The organism is Chitinophagaceae bacterium (assembly GCA_007695095.1).
Taxonomy (GTDB): Bacteria; Bacteroidota; Bacteroidia; order Chitinophagales; family REEL01; genus REEL01.
Genome location: REEL01000093.1, coordinates 1 through 23,729 on the forward strand (window position 1 = coordinate 1; position 23,729 = coordinate 23,729).

The 23,729-nt window shown below is 35.1% G+C and carries 20 protein-coding genes and 1 tRNA gene; 14 read left to right on the forward strand and 7 right to left on the reverse strand.

Translation table 11 applies throughout. From position 1 onward, the window contains the following. Positions 1-102 precede the first annotated feature (102 nt). The 6 genes from EA412_05390 (at position 103) to EA412_05415 (ending at position 8,483) form a co-directional block, all read left to right on the forward strand. Positions 103-2,070 (forward strand): T9SS C-terminal target domain-containing protein, encoded by a 1,968-nt coding sequence (locus EA412_05390; protein TVR79870.1) that lies wholly within the window; start codon positions 103-105, stop codon positions 2,068-2,070. Positions 2,071-2,154: 84 nt separating this feature from the next. Next, a complete protein-coding gene (locus EA412_05395; GenBank protein ID TVR79871.1) occupies positions 2,155-3,747 on the forward strand; it encodes a hypothetical protein in 1,593 nt (530 codons plus the stop codon). A gap of 74 nt (positions 3,748-3,821) precedes the next feature. Next, the gene (locus EA412_05400) at positions 3,822-4,685 is read left to right on the forward strand and encodes a hypothetical protein (protein TVR79872.1); all 864 of its coding nucleotides are present in this window, start codon (positions 3,822-3,824) and stop codon (positions 4,683-4,685) included. A gap of 81 nt (positions 4,686-4,766) precedes the next feature. Further along, the gene (locus tag EA412_05405) at positions 4,767-5,933 is read left to right on the forward strand and encodes a glycosyltransferase family 1 protein (protein ID TVR79873.1); all 1,167 of its coding nucleotides are present in this window, start codon (positions 4,767-4,769) and stop codon (positions 5,931-5,933) included. Positions 5,934-6,067: 134 nt separating this feature from the next. Continuing rightward, positions 6,068-7,030 carry a hypothetical protein gene (locus tag EA412_05410; GenBank protein TVR79874.1) on the forward strand — a complete coding sequence of 321 codons (963 nt, stop codon included), beginning with the start codon at positions 6,068-6,070 and terminating at the stop codon, positions 7,028-7,030. Continuing rightward, positions 7,020-8,483, forward strand: coding sequence for an O-antigen ligase family protein (locus EA412_05415; GenBank protein ID TVR79875.1), 1,464 nt, complete (start codon positions 7,020-7,022; stop codon positions 8,481-8,483). The genes EA412_05410 and EA412_05415 overlap by 11 nt, the downstream gene beginning before the upstream one ends. On the opposite strand, the gene EA412_05420 is transcribed toward EA412_05415, so the two are convergent. The 6 genes from EA412_05420 to recF all read right to left on the reverse strand — a co-directional run bounded on the left by EA412_05420 (position 8,463) and on the right by recF (position 16,358). Then, positions 8,463-9,710, reverse strand: a complete 1,248-nt coding sequence (locus tag EA412_05420; GenBank protein ID TVR79876.1) for a serine/threonine protein phosphatase — start codon at positions 9,708-9,710, stop codon at positions 8,463-8,465. The genes EA412_05415 and EA412_05420 overlap by 21 nt on opposite strands. 24 nt (positions 9,711-9,734) lie before the next feature. Continuing rightward, on the reverse strand, positions 9,735-10,967 hold the full coding sequence (locus EA412_05425) for an ABC transporter permease (GenBank protein ID TVR79877.1): 1,233 nt from the start codon (positions 10,965-10,967) through the stop codon (positions 9,735-9,737). A gap of 65 nt (positions 10,968-11,032) precedes the next feature. Then, a complete protein-coding gene (locus EA412_05430) occupies positions 11,033-12,160 on the reverse strand; it encodes a glycosyltransferase (GenBank protein TVR79878.1) in 1,128 nt (375 codons plus the stop codon). A 116-nt stretch (positions 12,161-12,276) separates the two neighbouring features. Then, entirely contained in the window at positions 12,277-14,868 is a 2,592-nt protein-coding gene (locus tag EA412_05435) for a gliding motility-associated C-terminal domain-containing protein (protein ID TVR79879.1), read from the reverse strand. A 103-nt stretch (positions 14,869-14,971) separates the two neighbouring features. Beyond that, positions 14,972-15,268 (reverse strand): DUF721 domain-containing protein, encoded by a 297-nt coding sequence (locus EA412_05440; protein ID TVR79880.1) that lies wholly within the window; start codon positions 15,266-15,268, stop codon positions 14,972-14,974. Then, positions 15,261-16,358 carry a DNA replication and repair protein RecF gene (recF, locus tag EA412_05445; protein TVR79881.1) on the reverse strand — a complete coding sequence of 366 codons (1,098 nt, stop codon included), beginning with the start codon at positions 16,356-16,358 and terminating at the stop codon, positions 15,261-15,263. Before recF ends, EA412_05440 begins: the two co-directional genes overlap by 8 nt. Before the next feature lie 51 nt (positions 16,359-16,409). Between recF and pdhA the strand changes: the two genes are divergently transcribed. From pdhA to EA412_05485, 8 genes are all read left to right on the forward strand, one after another. Further along, positions 16,410-17,411: a pyruvate dehydrogenase (acetyl-transferring) E1 component subunit alpha gene (gene pdhA, locus EA412_05450; GenBank protein ID TVR79882.1), complete on the forward strand. Its 1,002-nt coding sequence runs from the start codon at positions 16,410-16,412 to the stop codon at positions 17,409-17,411. An 81-nt stretch (positions 17,412-17,492) separates the two neighbouring features. Next, positions 17,493-18,164 carry a tetratricopeptide repeat protein gene (locus tag EA412_05455; GenBank protein TVR79883.1) on the forward strand — a complete coding sequence of 224 codons (672 nt, stop codon included), beginning with the start codon at positions 17,493-17,495 and terminating at the stop codon, positions 18,162-18,164. 33 nt (positions 18,165-18,197) lie between these two features. Next, complete coding sequence (locus EA412_05460) at positions 18,198-18,701, forward strand: 6,7-dimethyl-8-ribityllumazine synthase (protein TVR79884.1); 504 nt, start codon at positions 18,198-18,200, stop codon at positions 18,699-18,701. A 6-nt stretch (positions 18,702-18,707) separates the two neighbouring features. Continuing rightward, complete coding sequence (locus tag EA412_05465; GenBank protein ID TVR79885.1) at positions 18,708-19,544, forward strand: MBL fold metallo-hydrolase; 837 nt, start codon at positions 18,708-18,710, stop codon at positions 19,542-19,544. 56 nt (positions 19,545-19,600) lie between these two features. Continuing rightward, positions 19,601-19,674, forward strand: a tRNA-Met gene (locus tag EA412_05470). A 259-nt stretch (positions 19,675-19,933) separates the two neighbouring features. Then, positions 19,934-21,232 (forward strand): peptidase M23, encoded by a 1,299-nt coding sequence (locus tag EA412_05475; GenBank protein ID TVR79886.1) that lies wholly within the window; start codon positions 19,934-19,936, stop codon positions 21,230-21,232. Positions 21,233-21,236: 4 nt separating this feature from the next. After that, positions 21,237-21,575, forward strand: coding sequence for a TraR/DksA family transcriptional regulator (locus EA412_05480; protein TVR79887.1), 339 nt, complete (start codon positions 21,237-21,239; stop codon positions 21,573-21,575). A gap of 283 nt (positions 21,576-21,858) precedes the next feature. Continuing rightward, the gene (locus EA412_05485; protein ID TVR79888.1) at positions 21,859-22,443 is read left to right on the forward strand and encodes a DUF1566 domain-containing protein; all 585 of its coding nucleotides are present in this window, start codon (positions 21,859-21,861) and stop codon (positions 22,441-22,443) included. A 53-nt stretch (positions 22,444-22,496) separates the two neighbouring features. Here the strand turns inward: EA412_05485 and EA412_05490 are convergent, their stop codons facing one another. Then, a complete protein-coding gene (locus EA412_05490; GenBank protein TVR79889.1) occupies positions 22,497-23,720 on the reverse strand; it encodes a T9SS C-terminal target domain-containing protein in 1,224 nt (407 codons plus the stop codon). Between the last annotated feature and the right edge of the window lie 9 nt (positions 23,721-23,729).

Genomic DNA, 23,729 nt, shown 5'->3' on the forward strand with positions numbered 1-23,729 from the left:
GATTGATAAAAAACAAATTTTATCATTAAAAATAAAATTTTGGAAAAGTAAGAAAAAGAAAAAATAATTCTTTAATTTTACCTTGAATTAAATCAAAGAATTATGTATAGTAGTGTTAAATCAACTTTCTTAGCCTTATTACTTGTCCTCCCTTTTACATCTTTTGGACAGTCAATTTTATCGGAAAATTTCGAAACGAATCCTTTTAATAACGGTTGGACAGCTGAACAGGCTGCAGGCTCAGACGGATGGGGGTGGGGAACCACATCTTCATTATCCAGTGCTTTTTTTGGGATTCAGGACTCGCCGGACGGCACAAATGTGGTGGCAGCAAATGATGACAGATGTAATTGTAATGCAAGTCAGGATTACCTTATATCTCCGTCTTTTAGCTTAGCCGGGATTTCCGGGGAAGTTAAACTCTTATTTGAACTCTACTTTTTAGGAGGTTCGTATGATGGGGATACTGAAACCGCTTTTTTGCAGATATCAACAGATGGTGGTGCTACTTATAGCAATTTGATGAATTTACAAGGGTCGGAAAGCTGGCAAACAGTTATGGTCGATTTGGATAGCTATGCAGGTTATTCGGACGTAAGATTGAGATTTCATTATAATGACAATGGAGGCTGGTTGTACGGTGCAGCTTTAAACAGCGTGAATGTATTCATTCCTGAACCATATGACTTAAGGCTTGTAAGTGTCGATATACCTGAATTTTTAAATATTGGCTATTATGATTTAGATGGAAGGGTTATAAATTTTGGAACAGAGCCATTAACTTCTTTTGATGTTAGCTGGAATAGAGGAGGTACTGTATATACTTCAACTATTTCCGGTATAAATATTGAATTTGGAGAAACATATGATTTTACTCATGATACCAAACTTGATTTAGCCGTTGCACAGGATTATACAATCACTGTTGCAGTTGACAAACCAAATGGTCAGGACATTACTACATTAACAGATAATGAAATTCAGAAAAACATTACGGCAATTGATGTGGTGGTTTCTAAAAATGTAGTGATTGAACAACATACAGGTGCATGGTGTCAGTTTTGTCCGGACGGATCCTATATATTAAGAAATATCAGAGAAAATCATGATAATGCAATTACGGTTAGTATTCATAATGGCGATGCTATGGCTTTTGCAGATGGCAACACCGTAGGAAGTGAATTTGTAAGCGGATACCCTACAGGAACTATAGATAGATTTCAATTTCCGGGTCAAAGTGGTGTAGATGCGAGTAGAACTACATGGGAAAATCGCTATTTAGAAAGATTAGGTGCAACAGTACCATTTACAGTAAGCGCTGAAAACACCTATGACGCATCTTCCAGAATGATAACAGTTGATATGGAAGTAACTTCTCACAGTAGTTTTGAAGGAGAACCCAGACTAAATGTCTTTATAGTGGAAGATAGTGTAACAGGAACCGGGTCGGGGTATAATCAGGCAAATGCCTATAATAACCAATCCGGTCATCCTTATCAAGGTGCCGGAAATCCAATTGTAGGTTATAATCACATGAATGTAGCCAGAGCTTTTTTGGGAGGTCCGTGGGGAGAAATAAACTCATTACCTACATCAATAGCTAGTGGAGAAACTTTCTCTTACCAGTTTACTTATACCATTCCTGCCGGATATGACGAAGATCAAATACGTGTAGTTGCACTTGTTCAAAACTTTTCTTCTGACGGGAATGACAGGGAAATTTTTAATGCTGTAGAAATGTCACTCAACGAAAGTGCTGAAAATGAAGTTTTTCAAATTGTTCTTAGTGCTGAAGAAGCTGATTTAGTAAATGACAAAATGCAGATTAAAATTTATCCAAACCCAACATCTGACAAAGTGAATATGGCTTTTGTTCTTAAAGAGCAAGGTAATTTAACAATAGATATAATAGATTTGCTTGGTAAATCAGTAAAAACTGTTGACTACGGAATGCATTATCCCGGGTATTATACTGAAACTTTAAATGTAAACAATTTAAATAGCGGAGTTTATTTTATTAATATCAGAAATGCTGATAGTATTGTAACAAAAAGATTGATAGTTCAATAAGCTGAAATTATATTTTTCTACATTGAATTACCCTCCCCTTTAAGGAGGGTAATTCATTTATAACACTTTCAAACATTATCATCTATGACTAAGAAGATACTTTTGTTACCTTTTTTTATAGTTTTTTTTATAAAAGTTTACAGTCAGGGAAATTTTTCAGGTGAGCTAATGGTAAATAGTGATTTCTACCAAAGAGATGAAGCTATAGGGGCTGTAAATACACCTCATTATGATAACTTACTTTCTTCAACAGATGCTTGGTTTAGTCTGTTATATACGAATCATGATATAAATCTGGATGTAGGTATTCGCATGGATATGTTTAATAACTCAAATCTGCATAATCCGGGAACACCATACAATGGAATAGGTATTGGAAGGTGGTTTGTAAGAAAGAGATTTCAAAATGTAACTCTGGAAGGTGGTTATATTTATGAGCAGTTTGGAAGCGGTATTAGTTTCAGAACTTATGAAGACAGGAGTTTAGGGATTGATAATGCACTTTTTGGAATGAGTGTAAAATATGAACCGATTGAGAATCTTATGATAACCGGATTGGCGGGTGTTCAAAAAAATCGTTTTGATTTATATAATCCTATAATTCAGGGCGTAAACCTTGAATACTTTATAAGCTCAGAAGAAGGGAATCTGACAATGGTTCCGGGGGTTGCGTTAGTAAACAGAACCCTAGATCAATCTTCAATGAATTTAATTGTAAACACTATTGAAACCTATCCGGAAGAGGAAAGGTTTGTCCCTCGTTATAATACATTTGTTGCATCAGCATACAATTCGATGGATATCGGTGCATTTAATGTTTATCTGGAAGGAGCGGTAAAAACAAATGAAGCTATTCGAACAGCTGATAACCGTTTAAGAGACAGACCCGGAAATGTATTGTATGGCGTTGTTGGTTATTCAAGACCCGGTTTTGGCGCGAGCTTTCAAGCTAAAAGAACCGAGAATTTTGTTTTTAGAACTTCCCCAAATGAAGCATTGTTGGACGGTATGATTGGTTTTATTCCTCCCACTGCACGTCAGCAACACAGAAGATTAATAGCAAGGTATGCTGCAGCAACACAAGAATTGGAAGAGCTGGCTTTTAATCTAGATTTATCGTATGTGCCGGTAAGAGGTTATACCTTAGGTTTTAATGCTGCAGAAATCAGGGATTTTAGTGATGATTTACTTTTTAGGGAATACTTTTTAGATTTGACAATCAGGAAAAGCAGAAAATGGACAGGCGTAGCCGGAATACAGTACATGCAGTATAATCAGGCAGTTTATGAAGAGAAACCCGGTGAACCTATGGTGGAAGCTATAACTCCTTTTGTTGAACTAACCTATCGTTTTAACAGAAGACATTCTATAAGAGTGGAAGCCGAATATCAGTATAATGAACAAGATTTTGGTAGTTGGGTCTATGGATTAATAGAATATAATATTGCGCCACGATGGTCTTTTGCTGTATCTGATATGTATAATTATGCGCCAAATGAATCAAAAGATACAGAAGCTTTACATTATTATTCGCTTTTTGCATCATATACGGCGGGAGCTCATCGTTTTACTACAAGTTATGTGCGACAAGTCGAAGGAGTGATTTGTACCGGAGGAGTATGTCGTTTTGAGCCTGCTTTTAGTGGAGTAAAATTTCAACTGACAACTTCATTTTAGTATAATGTAATATACGGAATTTGTCATTAATTAAATATAGACGAATATTTTTAACAAGGATTAAACTTCTACTTATGAAATTATTAATAAAGAAGATTCAGTTAATGGCAGTTTTGATTTTACTGCTCCAATCTTGTACAGAAAAAGGTCCTGTTATTGATTTAGGTGGAATGCAGGCTTTATCAGACACAACTTATGTATCCGATCAGGTAGAATCTCCTCAGCAAAAAAATGTTTTAATAGACGAATTTACAGGTGTTCGGTGTGTAAACTGCCCCGATGGACATACTTTAATTAATACCCTTCAGCAAAATAATCCGGATAGAGTAATTGCTCTTGGTTGGCATTCCGAGTTGTTAGGTCAGCCATTACCCCAAAGTTCTCAGGATTTGAAAATCCCCGAAGCTCAGCAAACAGAAGATTTTTTGGGCGGTATACAGGGAAAACCCTCAGCAGGAATTGACCGGTTTATATTTAGCGGAGAAAATACTATTTTAGTATTGCTTTCAAAGTGGGCAGGCTTTGTATCTGAACGTCTACAACTTTCAACACCTTTAAATATTAGTTTAAACCATAGTTTTGATTCGGGAACGCGAATGCTTGATTTTCAAACTACATTACATTATACAGAAGCAGTTGGCTTTGAAAACCGCCTGAGTGTGGTTATTTACGAAGACAATATAATTGAGCCACAGGTTACACAAGGAGGCATTGTAGATGAATATAATCATCAACACGTTGTCAGAGCATTGATAACTCCATTAAGTGGTATTAATTTGGCTGAGTCTAAAGTGCCCGGAAGAGTTTTTGTAACTACATTTCAAAAAGAAATACCTGCATCCTGGAATGAAGAAAATTTAAGTATTATTGCGTTTGTGCATCGCCCTTCACCGGATCAGGAAGTTATACATGCTTTTAAAGAAAAAGTAACACCCTGATATTATTCTGCAATAATTGTTTTAATAATCAGGTTATTTTAAAGGATTTAATTGAATTATCGGAAATAGTAAAGTTAGTAAATGAATATTGCGGTAAATGCCAGATTTCTGATAAAAGATAAGTTAGAAGGGATTGGCTGGTTCACAAATGAGACATTAAAAAGGATTACTAAAAATAATCCACAGCATACTTTTTATTTTTTCTTTGACAGAAAATTTGATGACTCATTCATTTTTTCGGATAATATAATTCCGGTAGTCATCAATCCTCCTGCCAGACATCCTTTGTTATGGTATGTATGGTTTGAATACATGGTTCCTTATTATTTAAAAAAGCATAAGTGCGACTATTTCATTTCACAAGATGGTTACCTTTCTCTAAAAACTAAGATTCCTACCCACTTAACCATACATGACTTAGCTTTTGAGCATTTTGATGACCATGTAAGTAAATTGACGAATAAATACTATAAGCATTTCACACCTTTATATGCCGAAAAGGCTTCAAGGATAGCTACCGTTTCTAATTTTTCGGCCTCAGATATAAGTGAAAAATATGGGATAAATTCTGAAAAAATTGATGTTATCCCAAATGGTTTCAACAATCGATTTAAGCCTGTAGAAAAAATAAAACAAAAAGAAATACAAGATAGAGTAGCTGATGGTTGCCCGTATTTTTTGTTTGCAGGCACAATTCAGCCCAGAAAAAATCTTGAAAATCTACTGAAGGCCTATGAGCATTTTCGTGAGAATAATGATTCCAATATTAAACTTTTGGTTGCCGGGCGAAAAGGTTGGAAATATCAGGAGGCTATTGATATTTATGAGTCCATGAAGTTTAAGAATGATGTTATCTTTTTAGGTCATTTAACTTTAGATAAATTAGTAGATGTGATGGGAGCTGCAACTGCTTTGTTTTACATTTCTTTATTTGAAGGTTTTGGAATTCCAATACTTGAAAGTTTTGCGTCCGGGGTGCCGGTTGTTACCTCTGACAGAAGTTCTATGCCGGAAGTTGGTGGTGATGCAGCAATTATCGTTGACCCATATAATATTGAAAGTATTGCTGACAGTATGAAAAAAATAGCTGTTGACAATAAATTTGTGGAAGAGTTGGTTTCCAAAGGTATTGAACGGGTTAAAATGTTTTCGTGGGACATTACTGCCGATAAGCTATGGGAAAGTGTATCATTATCTATGGCTAAAGATGTTTTACCCTTACAGGAAAAATTAATTAAAGCTCCTTGATTTAAACACTTTAGACGCAGATAGATTATGATTACAAACTAAAAATCCCACCCGGATATTTATTTAAATTATTTATGAGTCTTTGTTACCTTTGCAAAAATCTCTCTCTTTTTTTTAAACATATTTAAATCCAAATGCAAAACGAATTTAATTTACTTCACGCTATAAAAATTTTTTGGAAAAGAAAATTATGGTTGCTTATAGCATTTATCTTATCAGCAGTTGTTGGTATTATTGTTTCCTTTGTAATTCCTGAAAGGTTTTTATCTTATTCAACATTTTATCCGGCAAACCCTTCTTTAACAGATCGCCAGACTCTTTTTAGTGTTGAGCGCTCGGATGGATTTATTGATTACTTTGGTACTAAAAATGATGTAAACAGATTAATTTCTATTGCTAATTCACCTCAGGTATCTAATTATCTGATAGACCGATTTAATTTATTTGAGCACTACGAGATTAACCCAAACTCTAGGTTTCCTCAGACTCAAATAATGGAGAAATTTGAAAAGCAGTATTCGGTTATTAAAACAGAGCTAAATGCAATTAGAATCAGCTTTTTAGATACAGACAAGGATTTAGCGGCTAAAATTGTTAATGCAGCAGTTGGAAGAGTTGATCAGATTAATAAAGGTCTGGTAGGAAGTAATAAAGAAGCTATAGCTCATCTCTTTACCGATCAGATTGTAAATTTGGAAAATGAAGTTGAATTTTTAACGGACAGCCTTTCGTTTTTAGCTGAAAAATATAATATACGCCGAGTTACTACAGGAGGCAGTAATCAGGATGCCGTTTATACCGGTCAGGACTTAAGAGCTGTGGAAAGGTACAGAGTTCTTAGTAAAAGACAAACCAGTTCAATTGAAGAGCTTAATAAACTATATACTTTATCCGGTCAGTATGAGCTTTCAGCAAGAGAAGATATTCCTTCCATTTTTATAATAGAAGAAGCCTATCCGGCAGAAAAGAAAGCAAAGCCTATCCGGTGGTTGATTGTTGTAGGATTTACAATAGGAGGTGTTCTCTTTATGATATTTAGTCTACTGTTGATTGACAGATTCTATTATATTCAGGCAGCCTTAAAAGATGATGAATAACTTTTTAAAAACATTTGATTATAGTTTATTATCCTGGGCGATGCTTGCTTTCACCCTGCTGGCATTTTTTGCAGTTCAGGTAACAGGTATAGTTGTTTTTTATTTGCTACCGGTTGCCGTAATTTTAGTAGCGCTTTCAGTATATAATTTTAAAGCAACATATTTCATGATGTTGTTTTTTCTACCCTTATCAACGGAATTTTTTTTTTCAAAATCATTAGCAACAGATTTACCTACTGAACCACTGATTATAGGTTTAATGCTTGTTTACTTAATGTATGTTTTGAGCAAGCCTTATGTTGTGGAAAAAAAGTTTATCTCCCACCCACTAATAGTCTTACTTTTAATTCACTGGGTTTGGATGTTTATAACAGCGATTTTTGCTGATGACAGCTTTGTTGCTTTCAAGTTTTTATTGGCCAAAAGCTGGTATTATATAGTCTTTATCTTTCTTACTGCATTGATTATAAAAAATGAATCTACGGCAAGAAAAGCATTTTGGTTTATTTTTATCCCACTATTGTTTACAGCTGTTCAGACTTTATTTAGACATTATCAGTTAGACTTTGCTTTTAGCGAAATTAATACTCCGGTTGTTCCTTTTTTTAGAAACCATGTGAGCTATGGAACAATGCTTACTTTATTCATTCCTTTTATTTTTTATGCCCGAAGTTGGTATAATAAAGGCTCTTTTTTGAGGATTTTACTCAACGCTTCAATCCTCATTTTCTTTATCGGCATTTACTTTTCTTATACACGTGCTTGTTTATTAGCACTTCTTTTGGCAGCCATATATTATTTTATCATAAAACTAAAAGCAACTGTCCCGGCCTTAATTGCCGGCTTGCTTATTGTTGGTGGGATAGTCTATCATTTTGCAAATGACAATAGGTTCATGTTATTTTCTCCTGATTTTGAACAAACAGTTTATCATGGCAATTGGGAGGAGCATATTTCTGCGACATATCAGTTTCAGGATGCATCCAGTATGGAGAGGATTTACCGATGGATTGCAGGTATAAATATGTTTCAGGAAAAGCCTTTAATGGGTTATGGACCAAATAACTTTTACCCCACTTACAAAAGACATACAGTTTCAGCTTTTGAAACTTATATTAGCGACAATGAAGAGCGATCTACTATACACAATTATTATCTATTAATGCTTGTTGAGCAAGGCTTAGTCGGCTTTTTTCTTTTTTTAATAATTACCTTGTATTCTTTATATCTGGGACAGCGAATATATTCAAAGGCTCAAAGCGACAGACATAAAAACATGGCCATTGCATTAACACTTTCCATACTAATGATGTATGTTAGTCTTCAGTTAAGCGATTTGGTAGAAACAGATAAACTGGGGAGTTTATACTTTATGTCACTTGCACTAATGGTACGCTTAGACTTGAGTGTTAAATCTGAAAATGAGAAAAAGCTAAAAGAATCTACAGCTTAGAATAGTGATATCATCCAGAAAAAGCTGAGTCCCTTTAAAACTTTCTATGTATTTGAACAGATTTGAATTAAACTCATGGACTGTTAAGTGTTGATATTCTTTTAAGAAATCTTTTACTCTTTCAATATCAAACATTTCATTCTCTTCATTTTCTATATCAACGAGACCGTCGGTATAAGTTAAAAGTAAAGAGTTCTTTTCTAATGACACTTCACCTTCATTTACAAATGGAAGTTCTTCAAACATTCCTAAAATTGTCGTGCCTTTATCTAATTCAATAAGTTTTCCTTTATTTACAAGTATAGGTGGATTGTGTCCTGCATTCACATACTTAAGCTTTTTAGTTTTTGTATTATAAATACCCAGAAATAAAGTAATGAACTTTTCTCCTTTAGTGATGGAGAGAAGGCGTCTATTTAGATTTTTAATATAAGATTCTAAAGAACCCTTTTCGTTTATAATAATTTGAAAGTTTGCCTGAAAATTTGACATTAAAAGAGCTGCAGCTACTCCTTTGCCTGAAACATCACCTATACAAAAGGCAAACTCTTCATCTGAAAGCTTTACATAGTCATAAATGTCACCGCCTATATCCTGGTTAGGAATATAAATAGCTGCCATTTCAATAAATTCATTTTTAGGCAGACTATCCGGAATAAGCATTGATTGCATTTTTGCAGCAATTTCCAGTTCACGCTTAATTAGCTCTCTGTCAATTTGATTTTTAAACAGCTTTTTGTTTTCAATGGCAACCACTATGATATTGGTAATGGTCATAATGAACTTCAACTTCTCTTCTATGGTATCGTAGTTATCAGTTTTAAGTTCGCCAATCAGCAAGTATGACAATGGTTCATCTTTATGATAAGTAGGAATAACAAACTCAAATTCTTCCAGCTCAGGATAAGTATCTTTTTTTAATTTAGAGACTGATTTTATGTCTTTAAAATAGTGGTTGGCATTAATTGATTGGAGCGTTTCTTTTTTATTAACACCGGATTCTGCTCCTATTTCCCATTCATCATCTTTAATAAAAACAGCCATTTTGTTAACGCCAATCTGTGCCTTCAGTATAAACTCATAAATTCGGAATATGGCTTTGGTGGAAAAGTTATTGTTGATAGCCTGAGAAACTTCCAGCAACGAGTTTATCTGCATCTGTTTAATAGTAAGCAGACGTTCCAGCTCTGAAAGTTTATCGTTTGATTTAGGCGATTGTGCTAACATTTTTAAATTAAAATCTGAACTAAGTTACATATTTGTTTTCACATCCATTGCATCTCTAAAACCATTTCCTATCAAGTTAAAAGATAAAACCAATAACATAATTGCTATTCCCGGTATAATTGCTAAAAACGGATTTGTACTTAAAATATATCCATAGTTTTCATTCAACATACTGCCCCAGGAAGGCATTGGAGGCTGAACCCCAATCCCCAGAAAGCTTAAGCCTGCTTCTATAATAATTGCAGAAGCAAAATTTGCAGCGGAAATTACTATTATAGGCCCTACAACATTTGGCAGTAAGTGAATGAATATAATTCGTGCATGTGAAAATCCTAACCCTTTTGCAGCTTCAATAAATTGCATTTCCCTAAGGCTTAGGATTTGTCCTCTAATAATTCTGGCAACCTCAACCCACATTGTCAGACCAACAGCTACAAATATCTGCCAGAAACCTCTGCCCAGAGCCAGCGTAATTGCTATTACCAATAAAATGGTTGGGATAGACCAAACAACATTTATAAACCAGATTACAAAATCATCGAAACGACCTCTGAAATAGCCGGCAGAAGCCCCTAAAACAATACCAATTATCAAAGAAATTAAAACAGCCACCAGTCCTACAGAAAGGGATATTCGAACCCCTATAATCAAGCGACTTAAATTATCCCTGCCAAAACGATCCGTGCCCAAAATAAAAGTGGTCGTTTTAATAAGTTTCCGTTCGGTAATTTGGCTTAAATCAGTGATGCTTTCTTCTCTGGCAACTCCATCATAATCATTGAAAAAAATAGTATTCCCATCAATTCTAACATCCGGATTTTCTGTAGAAAGAGCAAAGTGAGCATCTGCCAAATTTATCTCTCCGGCTAAGCCCGGGAGTTCTTTTCCCCGAAATTCATTATATTTAATAACACCATCTTCTAAAGTGAAATCTATTATAGGAATCAGTTCATAAGGGTTTTCCTGACCGCTTATCATTTTACCGATAAAGTTTCTTTTTACTACTTCCCGGTTTTTTCTTCGGTGAAGCAACTGTATGGAGAAACCGGGTTCTTTATTTGTTATCTGAAGAATCTGATCATTGGCATTTCTGGTAGAGTCAGGTGTGATTAAATAGCCCAAAATAGCAATCAAAACGGCAATAATAATTACAGCTAAGCCAATTACAGCAGCCGTGTTTTTTTTAAACCTTTTCCAAGCTCGTTGGGAAGGGCTTCTGTATTTATTTTTATTATTTTTTTCCACCTGCTGACTCATTCCTGAATTAAGTTGAAATTAGGCCGAAAAATACGAAAGTTCTAAAAACAATACTACTATAATGGTTAAAAATCATACTTCCTTTCTTTCCATTCAAAGTTACCGGATATGCTAAAAACACCTGCAATCAATACATAGACTATGTGTAATATCTGAATAAAAGGATATAAAAGTATATTTAAATTTTCTTTAAAATGTTTTGCAACAGCAGAAATAAATAAATAGTCGGCTATGCTTTTTAGTAAAAACATGACTAAAAACACCTGCAAAAAGATGGGATTGAAAATTGAAAAAACGAGACTTGCCAAAATCATCAGATGAAAAAAATAGACTAAAGTTAAGGTAATGAAAATTCGTTTTTCACCCAAAAGTTTTGATTTCGCAATCCATCTTTTTCTTTGGTTAAAAAAGCTTTTAAAATTTTCTGCACAAAAAGTGAAAACAATAGTTTTGTAATCAAATGAATACGCTACTTTTTCATCTTTTTCCAAAGCCTTTAATAATAAAAAAATATCATCGCCCCCGGGAAAATCTTTATTGCTTTCAAAGGGCTTTGCTTTTTCAAAAAAGGATTTTTTAAATACCATATTGGCTCCATTTGCCATTTCTGACTTTCCGGAACCGAGAGAAGATGCTGCAATACCTGTCATGGCTATCTGATCGAAGTATTGAAAGTGCTCAAAAAAATTATTTTTCTCAATTTTATAAAGTACCGGCCCTGTCAAAAGTGTAGTTTCAGATTGTTGATTTTTTTTTGAAAGACCTTTTAGCCAGTATTCTCCTCTTATTGTGTCTGCATCTGTGATAACAATATGTTCTCCTTTTGCGGCCTGAACTCCTTTTTCAATAGCTGTTTTTTTCCCCTGTTCATTTTCTGTAAGTGAAATTACTTTTACTTTGTCAAATAAAGAGGCTAATTTAACAGTGTTATCAGTAGAGTTGTCGTCTATTACAAGAATTTCAAATTGGCCGGCAGCATAGTTTTGATTTAAAATTGATTTCAAACATTCCGAAATTCTCTTATCTTCATTTCTTGCCGGTACTATGATTGAAAAAAAAATCTCAGGTGCTGATTCCTGCTGATCAAAAAAAGTGAGCAATCCTTTTTTCCAAAATATCTGATATCTGTAGATATACAAACAATAGAGCAATGCTGATGCCATGAAAATGATAATGAAAAGATTCGTAAGCATTCAAAATCTAATAAATCGTAAATTGGAATATGCAGTTCATTGCAAAAATAAAAAGGACCGGCAGAATAGAACTACTTTATCAAAATTTAAAAGGAGAATTCCACGGATAAATGCCTTTAGCGGATTAAAAGGACATTACCGCTTACAGTTTCATTAATTTTTAATATCCTGCCGTCTTCAAACCTTCCGTCTATAAACCATACATAAGAACCAATAGGGGCTTTTTGTCCCTTATACATTCCATCCCATCCGACATTTGGCTCTGAAGTTTCAAAAACCAACTCACCCCATCGATTGAATATCTTTAAGTTAAAAATTCGGATTGATTCGATTTTGCCAAGTACACTAAAGGTGTTATTCAATCCGTCGGGAGCAAATGCATTAGGTAAAAATAAATCTCCGCAAGGGGTCCATTTTACATGAGATTCAGCAACTTTAGTACAATTGTTTTGATCTTCCATAGTAACACTAATTTGCCCGCTATAAACTTCATTTATCTCCGGATTTTCTAAATTGTTGTCAGTGAAAATTTCTGAGGGAGACCAGCTAAAACTCACTGCATCAGAAGAGAAGCTCTCGATTGTATAGGTTTCTTTGCAGTAAACTGTTAAGGTGTCTTCTAAATTATACCATATTTCTGCAGCAAAATCAATAAAAGTACTTCCGGAAACCATACAAGTGTTTTCGTCTAAAGCAGAAACTTCATAAGTACCGTAAGTATCCACTTCGATAGTTTCAGCAGTTATTTCATTATTCCATATTATTTCCTGATAATTGCTGCCAATAGAAAGTACGGTGGTTTCTCCGCTACAAAGCATGTTTCCATTTTCAGATAAAATGTCAATGTCTGTTGTAGGCAGTACATCCACTTCTAAATTAAATGTACTGGGGCAACCGGAATTGTTAACTGCGGTGATTGTATATTCTCCAACATCAGACTGGTTAACGACTAAACTATCTGTTAAGCTAACTACCTGATTATTCTGATTAGTCCATTCTTGATTCTGCCAGACACCTTGCAGCAAAACGATTAAACTATCTTCCGGACAAAATGAAAAATCCGGGTTCCCTTGTAATACAGTAAGAATAATTTCTGTAGTGTCAGAAACTTGAACATTTACACTTGTAGATGTGGATTGGCAGCCATTAGCATCGATAGCTTCTGTATAATAATTTCCGGCTTGGTTAACGCTTACTTCATTGTTATTAACAGAAATTGGGGCACCATTTATAAACCATTGGTAATTACTAAATCCGGGATCTGCGATAATAGTTGCTGATTCATTTTGACAAATATTAAAGCTATCGCTACTTAAAATAGCAAGTTCCATTGGAGAGTTTACGACTACATTAAATAAAGCTGACGTATCGGTACAAGATGAGCTTGGATTAATTAAAACAGAATAAGAGCCTTCTTCAGAAATATTGATAAAATTATCAGTTGTGGTAGTTATCAGATTATCGTTAAAAAACCACCGGTACTCAGAAAAACCTGCATCGGTATTTAAAGTAAGGCTATCACCTAAGCAAATCATTCCCGGGCTGGTGTTGTTTATTTCAGCAGAAAGTAGATTTTCAAAATTTAACACTACAGTATCAGTAGTTTGTATACATCCTGCATTATCAATCTGAGCGAAAAAACTGCCTTCTTCGGTTAATGAAATTGTATTTGAAGTTTCACCGCTAATCAAAGTGCCATCTTTAAACCATTGATGTGGTTCGTTTGAATTTGTTGATAATTGAATAGTGTCACCTATGCAGACAGTATTTCCCGGGTTTATATTTAATGAAAGGGGAGGGCCGGAAGTTGGGGTTATCAATATGGAGTCTGTTAAGATTTGGCAAGCATTTACCGCTTGGAAATAAATATAAAACGGACTATTGTCATTTGCTGATGAGATGTAAGTGGTTGTGTAATCACCGGAATCTGTGAATGTTCCATCACCTCCATACCAAAGAACTTCGGTTGCATTAAAGCTGTAGCCTTCCAAAAAAATATTTTCACCCGGACAAATAGTAGTATCATTCGATAAAATTTCTACTTCTACCGGTGTTACAGGTACAACACAACCTTCGTTATAATAGATAACATCACCTGTAATGAAGTTATATCTCACACCTGCGCCATCTCTTAAGGCTGCTGTGCCACCAATACCACCATTTTGATTAGTTAAAAGGGCTCTGTCGTAAGTTTTAACATCTGTGCAACCGTTTGGCCCTGAAAAAGTGATAGTAGTCGTTCGCAATCCGGTACCCCAGTTAGCGAAGTGTCCGGCCAGATTTCCGCCACATTGAAAAATAACAATCATAGTATCGTTCAAAGCGCTGTAATCATGGTAACTGATTTCCGGTTCAGTACTGGTAAAAAAAAGTACCTGAGAACCTGCAGGCAGCACACCATTAACCGGTTCTTTTAGAAAACCACAGCCTGTAATTGTATTGTTAATTTGATTGACAACTGAAGCTGTTTGAGCATCCTGGCAAATACCGTTATAAGAATTATTCGGCCAGCTAGCTGTTAAATCAGCCGTATTTAAATCGTTAGGACCGATTCGCAATCGGAGCATTTCATTTTCACCCTCATTTGATGGAGTAAGGCAGGCATCAACAAGTATATCTTCAATTACAAAGCAAGAAGTTGGTGTTTGTGCACTTAAAAGACTTGATTTTATTAGTATTATAAATAGCAGAGATAATGTAATTTTCATCAGCAGGTAAATTTTCTACAAAATAATGTAGATTTCTGCTTAAAGAAGCAGCTTTTAGGTTAAATATAGATTAGGTTAAGTTTAACTAACTGAGAATTATTGATTAAAATTTTTTAATAGTAAGGGTATCAATGATATCTTCACCCAATTCCTTATTAAGATTTTCAACAATCTTTTTCTTGCTGTATTCTAATTCGTTTTTTAGAGGTGAAGTCTCAATATAAAGAAAAAGCTCTCTGTCTTTCAAATAAACTTTTCCGGTATATTTTGCTACTGTTTTCCCGACAACCTTTTCATAGGCGTGTGCAATTCTTGCCTGAGCAGAATGCGGGTTTTTCGAGTAAGAATTCATAAGCATTTTTAATGTATCTTTCAGTTGGTATTGGTTGCCTTCACTCATTTTTTATTTTTTCAAGATTAAAAATTTTCACTTCAGTATCAATCTTTGCAAAGTTATTGATTATTCGGTCTTCATTGGTATCTGTAATAAAAACTTGTCCAATTTTATTTTCTGCAAGTGTATGTAAAAAGAACATACTTCTATGTTCATCTAATTTATCAAATAAATCATCTAATAAAAGAATCGGAGAACATTTTTTTTGTTCTTTCAGGAAAAAATATTGAGCTAACTTAATAGAAAGCAAGTAAGATTTTTGCTGTCCTTGCGACCCGTATCTTTTTGCCGGTAAACCATCTAATGTAAAAATGAGGTCATCCTTATGAATACCCTTTGATGTTCTTTGCAAAATTCTGTCCTGTTGCAAACTTTCCTTCAGCAGATTTTTAAAGCTGTCATTTTGTAAATCGGAATTGTATTCAATTTCTGCAATTTCTTTTCCGTTTGAAATCTGCTTGTAAAAGCGGGTCAGATTTTTTTTCAGTTCCGGAATCCATTTTTTTCTTTCTTCAAAAATAAAATTACCGGTTTTTATCAATTCCTGGTCATAGAAAGCAATCAAGTCTCTGTCAAAATATTTTTTTTCATTAAACTTTTTCAGGCTGGCATTGCGTTGAAAAAGCGTTTTGGTATATGCTGAAAGGGCTTTTAAATAGTTTTTATCAATCTGGGAAAGAGTTACATCTATGAATTTTCTTCGATCTTCGCTTCCGCCGAGGATAAGTTCCTGATCACCCGGAGAAACAATTACTACCGGAATTTTACCTATATGCTCCGCTAATTTGGTGTAAGCTATCCCATCTTCTTCAAATAATTTTTTCTTACCGCTTTGATATTTACAGCTTATAGAGCGTTCTTTTTTTTGAAGTAAAAAATCACCTTTAACACTGTAAAATGTACCTTCATGCGGAATGTTTTGAGATTCGGAAGAGGCAAGGAAACTCTTTGTCAGACATAGTAAGTATATGCTGTCTAAGAGATTTGTTTTTCCAATTCCATTCGGACCGGTAAAGCAATTTATAGAGGGTGTAAACTCAAATTTTAATTGAGAATGATTTTTAAATTCAGTAAGGTGGAGAAATCGTATGAACATAGTAGCCACCAAATACTTTAATTTTTATATTTTTGTCCAAAATTTGAATACATGTCAGCAAAAGCAAAAATAACAAAAGAAACCTACTTGGAATGGTACGAAATGATGTATCTGCTTAGAAAGTTTGAAGAGAGAGCCGGAATGCTATACGGACAGCAAAAAATAAGAGGTTTTTGTCATTTGTATATTGGGCAGGAAGCAGTAGCTGCCGGAACAATATCAGCAACCCGTAAAGAAGATCCTATAATTACAGCTTACAGAGACCATGGATTAGCTATTGCAAAAGGAATTGAACCTAAGGCTGCAATGGCCGAATTATATGGTAAGGAGACCGGTTGTACCAAAGGAAAAGGTGGGAGTATGCACTTTTTCTCCAAAGAACATTACTTTTTTGGAGGACATGGTATAGTTGGAGCTCAAATTCCTTTAGGTGCAGGTATTGGCTTTGCTGAAAAATATAAAGGAACAGATAATGTTTGTGTCTGCTTTTTTGGAGACGGAGCTGCCAGACAGGGGAGTCTTCATGAATCATTTAATTTAGCGATGATGTGGAAGCTGCCGGTTGTTTTTGTTTGTGAAAATAATGGCTATGCAATGGGTACGTCTGTGAAAAGAAGCAGCAATGTTGATGATATTTCTAAGTTGGGTCTTGCATACGATATGCCTACGGAAGTTGTTGACGGAATGGACCCGGTTGCAGTTCATGAAGCCATGAGCAAAGCAGTAGCAAGAGGCAGAAAAAAAGACGGAGGCCCTACTTTCCTTGAAATCAGAACGTATAGATACAAAGGTCACTCCATGTCTGATCCGGCAAAATACCGAACAAAAGATGAAGTGGAAGAATATAAAAGTAAAGACCCTATAGAAGTGTTGAAAAAATTACTTTTAGATAAAAAATATGCAACTCAAAAGAAAATTGACAGTATACATGATAAAGTAAAAGAAATTGTTGATGAATCTGTTAAATTTGCGGAAGAGTCTGAATTTCCGGGCGAGGAAACCTTATACACTGATGTATATACTCAAGAAGATTATCCGTATATTAAACATTAAAAAGAAATATAAGTATATTCGCAGCATTGATTAAGAGCAAATTATTATTTTAAAAAATCAAAGACACATTAAATTTCACCAATGGAAAGAAATAATCAGGAAGAGGTAGTAAGAAAGGATAATTACCAACGTTTAGAAGAATTTGTAAACAATAACAGTAAAGTGTTAACCGCAATTGCTGTAATCATTCTATTAGCTATTGGTGGTTTAGTGGGCTATAAGAATTTTTATGTAAACCCTATGGAAAGGGAGGCCCAATCACAAATAATTGGAGTACAGAGATATTTTGATCAGGAAAATTGGGAGTTAGTCTTAAATGGAGATGGAAATAATTTAGGCTCTTTAGATATTATTGAAGCTTACGGACCTACAAAAACAGCTAACCTGGCTAAATATTACAGTGGTATCGCTTATTTACATTTAGGTTACTATGAAGAGGCAATAGTAATGCTTGATAATTTTAGTTCTAATGATAAGGTGATTTCTACCATGGCTTTGGGGGCTATAGGGGATGCATATATGGAACTCGGCAATACAGACAGGGGAATCAGATATTATAAAAGAGCTGCCGGAAATAATCCGAACCCATTCACTACTCCTTTGTTTCTCTTGAAAAGTGGTATGGCACTGGAAACTACCGGAAATTATGCCGATGCTCATAAGAAATACAAAAAAATTAAAGAGGATTACCCTTTATCTGATGAAGCCAGAAATATAGAAAAGCATTTGGCCAGAGTTGAAGCACGAAAATAAGTCACCGGATATTTAAAATAACAGCCTAAAATTATGTCAAGTTCTCTGAACAGCCCTTCTCTTTTTGATGAGTCAAAAATTCCATCAGCACAGAATATGCGCTTTGGTGTAGTGGTCTCAGAATGGAATCAGGTAATTACGGACACTTTAAGAGACGGTTGTATAGAAACACTGAAAAAATTTGGTGCTAAAGATGATGCAATCCTTGAAATACTTGTACCCGGAAGTTTTGAACTTGTGCCCGGAGCACAGATGTTAGCCGAGTTAAAATCTACAGATGCTATAATATGTCTGGGTTGTGTGGTTAAAGGTGAAACCAAGCATGATGACTACATAAATAATGCAGTGGCAAATGGATTGACACAGTTGTCTATTAAGTATAAAATACCTTTTATTTTTGGTCTTGTTACTACTCAAAATGAGCAACAGGCCTTTGACCGTTCAGGAGGAAAATCCGGGCATAAAGGGATTGAATCTGCCTTAACTGCCATTAAGATGGTTCACCTGAAAGGGGATTTTCTAAGCAGAAAAAATTAAAATATTATGGAGCTACATGTAATATCAGCAGGTTTTTTTAAGCTTGATGGTGGTGCCATGTTTGGGGTTGTCCCTAAATCTTTATGGTCTCGTTTTTATGAAGCTGATGAAAAAAATCTTTGTACGTGGGCAATGCGCTCCCTGCTAATCAAATCTGATGATAGGGTAATACTTATAGATACTGGACTCGGAGATAAGCAGTCTGAAAAGTTTTTTGGTCATTATCATCCTCATGGACCGCGTTTGGAGCAATCACTTCAGGAAAAAGGCTTTCATCCGGACGATATAACAGACGTAATCTTAACGCACTTACACTTTGACCACGTCGGTGGTGCAGTGATTAAAAATGAAGACGGAGAGCTTAAGGCAGCTTTTAAAAATGCGACTTACTGGTCACATTCAGCTCATTGGGAATGGGCTTCAAATCCAAACGACCGGGAAAAAGCTTCGTTTCTGAAAGAAAATTTTCAGCCTTTACAGGATGCCGGAATGTTAAAATTCGTAGATAAAGAAACTACATTTTTGCCCGGATTAACTTATGAACTGGCACATGGTCACACAGAATCTATGATTATTCCAATTATAAGTTATAAAAATAAAACAATAGCCTATATGGCAGATTTGATACCTTCTCCGGTGCACGTTCCGTTGCCTTATGTGATGGGCTATGATGTACGTCCATTGGAAACTATGAAGGAGAAAGCAGCCTTTTTAAAAAATGCCTTTGAAAAGAACTACATACTGTTTTTTGAGCACGATAAAGATATTGAATGTTGCGACCTTAAAGAAACAGAGAAAGGCTATCGTGTTAATAGAACATTTGAATTGAAAGAAATTTTATAAATTTCGATATTGTACTTTCAAAACAATAAAAAATTATATCTTTGCACTTCCAAAATGGCGAGTTAGCTCAGGCGGTTAGAGCGCAGGATTCATAACCCTGAGGTCGGGGGTTCAACTCCCCCACTCGCTACTTTTTCTAAACCATGCAAACATTAGTTTATCACTAAAAATCACGCTTTGTATGTCCAATATCAACTACAACTTAATAGCAATTGTTAGAAAGAAAACATCAAATTTCCCTGCTTTTTTTCCGTGAAAGCTATTTATTGACTAATTTCATAAGCGCAAATCATAAAGTTAAACATCTGTAACTTTACATGCGTATACTAAAATGTATTGATACAGAGTTGAAATCATTTAAAATACTGTAGAGTGTTAAATTTTTAAGAATGTCTGAAGGAAAGCTTTTTACTTATTTTAAAATCCTATTACTGTCTATCCCGGTAAGTGTTATTCTAATAATATTCTTAGCGGATAGTTTTGTTAAAGAAGATAATGCAGAGGATGCTGTTTCAGAAGATGAGTTAGCTGCTGTGGAGGAGCCGGAAATACATTTATATTTTGGTTTTGACACTGCTGAAATGTTAGTTGAGCGGGATGTTGTAAGAAGAAATGAAAGTCTGGGCGTTATTTTAAATCGGAAAGGGGTATCTCATACAACCATTGCCCATATTGCCGAAGCTTCCGATACTATCTTCAATGTCAGGAGGATACGAGCCGGGCAACCTTATGTATTGCTTAAGTCGAAAGAAGATGAGAAGGTGCAGCATTTTATCTATGAGGTAAATAACACAGATTATGTAGTGTTTACTTTGGATGACGAAATAGCTGTTTACAGAGACCAAAAAGAAATTGAAACGATTAAACGTTTAGCTACAGGTATCATAGAGTCTTCACTTTATCTGACATTATCCCGAAACAATCTTCCAACAATATTAGCCCATGAGCTTTCTTCTGTTTATGCATGGGCAATTGATTTTCATCGTTTGCAAAGAGGTGACCGCTTTAAATTGGCCTTTATTGAAGAGCAAATCGATGGAAAAATTATTGGAATAGAAAGAATTGAATTTGCTGTTTTTTATCGGGGGAATACCCCTTTTTATGCTTTTTATTTTGAACAGGAAGGCTTGGGAGATTATTTTGATGAAAATGGTAACAGCTTACGTAAAGCTTTTTTAAAAGCTCCTTTACAATATTCCAGAATCAGCTCCGGCTATTCACAACGTAGATTTCATCCGGTACACAGAGTATACAGACCTCACCTGGGAGTAGATTATGCAGCTCCGGAAGGAACACCTATAAAAAGCGTAGGGGATGGAGTCGTGGAAAGAGCTTCTTATACCAGCGGAAACGGAAATTATGTAAAAATTCGACACAATAGTGTTTACAGCACTCAGTATTTACACATGAGTCGCTTTGCCTCCGGAATAAGAGCCGGAACGGTCGTTAAACAAGGTGACTTAATTGGTTATGTTGGTCAAACTGGCTTAGCTACCGGGCCTCACCTTTGTTTTCGCTTTTGGAAAAATGGAGTACAAGTAAATCCACTTACTGTAGAAGTGCCACCGGCAGAACCTATCATGGATGAATATAAATCAGTTTATTTTGAGATTATGGAAAAGAGAAGGAAAATACTCGATAAAACTGAGTTTCCGGATCAGCAGGAAGCTTTAACGGCTAAACTATAATCTCTTGAATCAAGAACAAAGAGAGAAGTTAATTGAAAGAGTTGAAAAAAAAATCCTGTTTATTAAAGATGATTTAATAATGCTAAAAAAGGCATCTAAGCCTATCTCACCGGAAAATGCAATAGGTAGAGTAAGTAGAATGGATGCCATTCAAAATAAGGAAATTACAGAAGTTTCCATTAGAAATCTGGAAGCAAACCTTTCCAACCTTGAGAAATTAATTGAACTTAAAGACAGCGATAAGTTGGGATTGTGTTTAAAATGCGGCAGTGAAATTGAATTTAAAAGGCTCTTTGGATTTCCTGAAAGCCCCTACTGCATGAAATGCTCCAATAAGAGCTAATCAATTTTCAGAAAAATTTGCTTAAAATCCTCTTCTCAAGCAAATGCTCATTGTTTTCCCCTTTATTATTGTGCTAAAATCTTCAAGTTAGCTTTATCTATACACTTTTGCAATACTTTGTGCTTATCGTAAAACACAGCTATAAAAGCTCTTACAATTATTATTAAATATAAGTAAATTGTATTTAACTAAAATTAAAGCTATAATAAATAGTTAAAAATATATTATTTTTCGTAAGTTCGTCACGGTTAAAAATTTTTAAAAGATTTTAAATTAATTGAAAATGAATAAATTATGCATAAAAGGGATTTGTGTTTTGCTGCTATCTATTCCTATTTTATTAAATGTAGGATGCAGCAAGGATGATGATGATAAAAATGGGGGGAAAGTATACACCTTAGGTGAAACCGGACCTGCAGGAGGAATTGTATTTTATGTAAACCCTGCCGGAGGAGGTTTGGAAGCAGCACCTGCAGGTTGGACTGTTACAGGTAATGATCCTTCAGCAAGTTGGGGATGTGTAGATTTAGATGTGGAAGGTACGAGTGAAGAAATAGGAAGTGGAATGGCCAATACTCAGTTGATTGTTAATGCATGTAATACAGAAAATATCGCTGCAAAAATTGCAAATAATCTGGTGCATAATGGATTTGATGATTGGTATTTACCATCTATAGAAGAATTAATGCTATTGTATCAAAATAGTGAATTAGTAGTCGATTTAAGCCCATCCTGGTATTGGAGTTCCAGTCAAACGTCTCCTACATCTGCTTGGGCAAGGCACTTTGGTATCGGTATGCCGGCTGAAGGTCGCAATAAAGTCACGGCTTCAAATGTAAGAGTCAGACCGATTAGAACAATTAATTAGTCTATTTAATTAGATTGTTTTCAGTTTTTTGCTTTTGTAAATAGTGCTGAATTTTAATCTAAAACTATTATTGGTTGACGAAAAGTTTTTTGGGGATGCTCGATGACTAATAAATATTTACCGGGAGATATTTTGCCATGTAGATTAAGCATAAACCGGTGATCTTCCAAGGGTCTTTGATAAATAACAGCAGCTTTTAAGTCATAAATAACAAGATTTGTATTGTTCAGGTCTAATTGTTCGTCAAGTTGAATATTGACAAATCCGGCCGAAGGGTTTGGGTAAGTCAGGATATTACTTAATTCCGGTTTGGATATTTCGGTAGTAGATGTAGCACATTGTATAAAATTATCATTCCCAAAATAATGGACTTCCAGGTATTGAACAAGACCTTCCGTTAAAGCCCCTGCAAATGCCTGTCGATTTTCATGAGAATCTCTTACACCGGTCATATTGCACTCAAGCTGAATGCCGTCAATTTTTCCTCCATCTGAAGACCCATGTATCTTAGTATTATATCCTCCACTGAAATACAGCTCCCCAAAAGAAGGATGAGGATCCTGTGGACTTGGGACAGATGCATACTGACGGTTTTTCATCATTGCTCCAAAAGAAAAATCACCTCTTAACAATTCGCTATGAGTGTAACTATTCAGATTATCTCCGACCAGTTTTTTAATACTGCTGTAATTGACTATTGCCGGTTGATTTAGTTGATTGTCAGAGAAAGCCAGGGTTGTACCGAGCAGCATATAGCCTAATTCAAGTCGTTGATTCCAGTGCCCGTGTCCATGCAAATCTATAAAAAGACCCCTGTCAAAATCTTGTTCAACAATCGATTTTGCTTCATCTATAAAATAATGAAAAGCTTGCCAGGCATGCTCAGCTTCCGTATTTCCACAGGCAGCATCTTCAAAATTTCGGTTTGCATCTAATTTTCTTCTGTCCAAATGATTTATTATCATATGCGGTCGGCAACCGTATTGTATTTCAAAAACACTATCAATTAACTGACCGAGTTCAAGTGTATAAGCATCTCTTACATACACCGGGCTATTACAGGTTCTATCAGGTATCGACTCAGGATTTTCATAACCGCCATGCGGCACAGCTATTATTAAAGGCATATTTCCTGCTCTGTACTCAATATAATCATGATCGGAAAAATAGACCTCTCCCGGCTGATAAGATTGCGCAGAAATTGTGCCGCAAACCATTGTTAAAACAGTCAATAAAAGTAATTTTTTAAGAAAATGATGCTGAAACAGAAAATCCATAAGTGGTTT